This is a genomic window from Sphingomonas sp. AC435, assembly GCF_979253005.1.
This window is the reverse complement of sequence record NZ_CEEDCJ010000021.1, coordinates 1-2453: the sequence shown is the minus strand read 5'-3', so window position 1 is coordinate 2453 and position 2453 is coordinate 1. Positions and strand designations below refer to the sequence as shown.

Sequence of the window (2453 nt, the reverse complement as noted above, 5' to 3'; positions counted from 1 at the left end):
TGTTGATTTCCACTGAGAGCTGACCCGGCGAAGGCATAAATTTCCACCGAGAAGTGACCCGTGTCTCAACCTCACCCCGGCTGGCTGTCGGGGGGTCAAGGAGTGATAGACATGGCGTTACTGAGCGTCATCCGGCGCTGGGCATTTCGTGATGGGATGTCGATCCGGGAGATAACCCGCCGTACCGGGCTGTCGCGCAACACGATCCGCAAATACCTCCGGTCGGACGCGGTAGAGCCGAAGTTTGAGATAGTCGTCCGGCCAAGCAAGCTGGACCCGTATGCCGAGCGGCTATCGGGCTGGCTGAAGACGGAGATGACCAAGTCCCGAAAACAGCGGCGCACGGGCAAGCAGATCCACGCCGACCTGGTCGCGCTGGGCTATGACGGCTCATACAGTCGGGTAGCGGCTTTCATCCGGGCGTGGAGAGCGAACCGTCAGGTCCAGGAGCAGACGACGGGCCGGGGCACGTTCGTGCCGCTGGTGTTCGAGTCCGGCGAAGCCTTCCAATTCGACTGGAGCGAGGACTGGGCCGTTCTGGGCGGCGAACGGGTGAAGTTGCAGGCAGCTCATACCAAGCTGTCGCACAGCCGGGCGTTCATCGTGCGTGCGTATCCACTTCAGACCCACGAGATGCTGTTCGATGCGCACCAGCATGCCTTCCGAGTGCTCGGCGGGGTGCCGCGGCGCGGGATCTACGACAACATGAAGACGGCGGTCGACCGTATCGGCACGGGCAAGGCACGGCAGGTCAACGCGCGCTTCGCGGCGATGGCGAGCCACTATTTGTTCGAGCCGGAGTTCTGCAATCCGGCGTCCGGCTGGGAGAAGGGACAAGTCGAGAAGAACGTCCAGGATGCGCGTCGCCGTCTGTGGCAGCGGTTGCCCGCATTTCCTCATCTCGACGCCCTCAATGCATGGCTCGAAGAGCAGTGCATCGCCGAGTGGGCGCAGATCCCGCACGGCAACCTTCCCGGCACCGTCGCCGATATACGGGCGCAAGAAGTGCCGGACCTGATGAAACCGGGGCGCCCGTTCGACGGCTTCGTCGAGCATACCAAACGGGTGTCGCCAACCTGTCTCGTCCATTTCGACCGGAACCGCTACAGCGTCCCGGCTTCCTTCGCGAACCGGCCGGTGAGCCTGCGGATCTATCCCGACCGCATCGTCGTGGTCGCCGAGGGGCAAAGGGTGTGCGAGCACGCCCGGGTTATCGACCGGACGCACCGCGCACCGGGGCGGACCATCTACGACTGGCGACACTATCTGGCGGTGGTCCAGCGCAAGCCAGGTGCCATGCGAAACGGTGCGCCTTTTACCGAGTTGCCCGACGCCTTCCGGCAATTGCGCCAGCAACTGCTCAGGCGAACAGGCGGCGACCGGGAAATGGTCGATATCCTGGCGCTGGTGCTCCAGCACGACGAACAGGCGGTGCTGTGCGCCGTCGAACTCGCCCTTGAGGCCGGCGTCGCCACCAAGACCCACATCCTCAACATCCTGCACCGGCTGGTCGACGGCAAGACCGCCAGCGTCACGCCTATCGATGCGCCCCAGGCACTTGTCCTGCGCCGTGAGCCCCAAGCCGATGTCGGTCGATACGACACGCTGATGAAGGAGGTGCGCCATGCGTCATGACCCCGCCAGCGCCGCGGTCGTCGTCATGCTGCGCGACCTGCGGATGTACGGCATGGCTCAGGCCGTCGGCGACCTCATCGAACAGGGCGCACCTGCCTTCGATGCCGCCGTGCCCATCCTGTCCCAGCTGCTGAAAGCCGAGATGGCGGAACGCGAGGTGAGATCCATCGCCTACCAGATCAAGGCAGCGAAGCTGCCGGCGTACAAGGACCTGACCGGCTTCGATTTCACCTCCGCCGAGGTCGACGAGGCCATGGTCCGTCAGCTTCACCAAGGCGATTTCATTGACGGTGCCGACAACGTCGTCCTGATTGGCGGCCCGGGTACCGGCAAGACGCACATCGCCACCGCGCTCGCTGTGCAGGCCATCGAACACCGGCGCAGGAAGGCCCGCTTCTTTGCCACTGTCGACCTGGTCAACGCGCTCGAGCAGGAGAAGGCCATGAACAGGGCCGCACAGCTCGCCGAGCGCCTGCTCCGTCTTGACCTCGTCGTCCTTGACGAATTGGGCTACCTGCCGTTCAGCTCCTCGGGCGGCGCCATGCTGTTCCACCTGCTCAGCAAGCTCTACGAGCAGACCAGCGTCGTCATCACCACGAACCTCAGCTTCAGCGAGTGGGCCGGGGTCTTCGGCGACGCCAAGATGACCACCGCGCTCCTCGACCGCCTCACTCACCATTGCCACATCGTCGAGACCGGCAACGACAGCTTCCGGTTCCGCGTCCGGTCAGAGGCCGGCAATTCCAAAAAGGAGAAGGCTGCGACTTGACCCGCAACTCCGCGGGCCTGACATTACCCCCACGACCCGGGTCACTTCT

2 protein-coding genes are annotated in these 2453 nt (G+C 64.2%); both read left to right on the top strand.

What is annotated here, in order from left to right; all coding sequences use genetic code 11:
* The first annotated feature begins 111 nt into the window (after positions 1–111).
* Positions 112–1635 carry an IS21 family transposase gene (istA, locus tag AC0CH8_RS18780; protein ID WP_465241186.1) on the top strand — a complete coding sequence of 508 codons (1524 nt, stop codon included), beginning with the start codon at positions 112–114 and terminating at the stop codon, positions 1633–1635.
* On the top strand, positions 1625–2404 hold the full coding sequence (istB, locus tag AC0CH8_RS18775; RefSeq protein ID WP_465241185.1) for an IS21-like element helper ATPase IstB: 780 nt from the start codon (positions 1625–1627) through the stop codon (positions 2402–2404). The genes istA and istB overlap by 11 nt, the downstream gene beginning before the upstream one ends.
* Positions 2405–2453: the final 49 nt, after the last annotated feature.

Coding starts and splice junctions, on each gene's coding strand:
- istA (WP_465241186.1), top strand. CDS start 112: ATGGCGTTACTGAGCGTCATCCGGCGCTGGGCATTTCGTGATGGGATG.
- istB (WP_465241185.1), top strand. CDS start 1,625: ATGCGTCATGACCCCGCCAGCGCCGCGGTCGTCGTCATGCTGCGCGAC.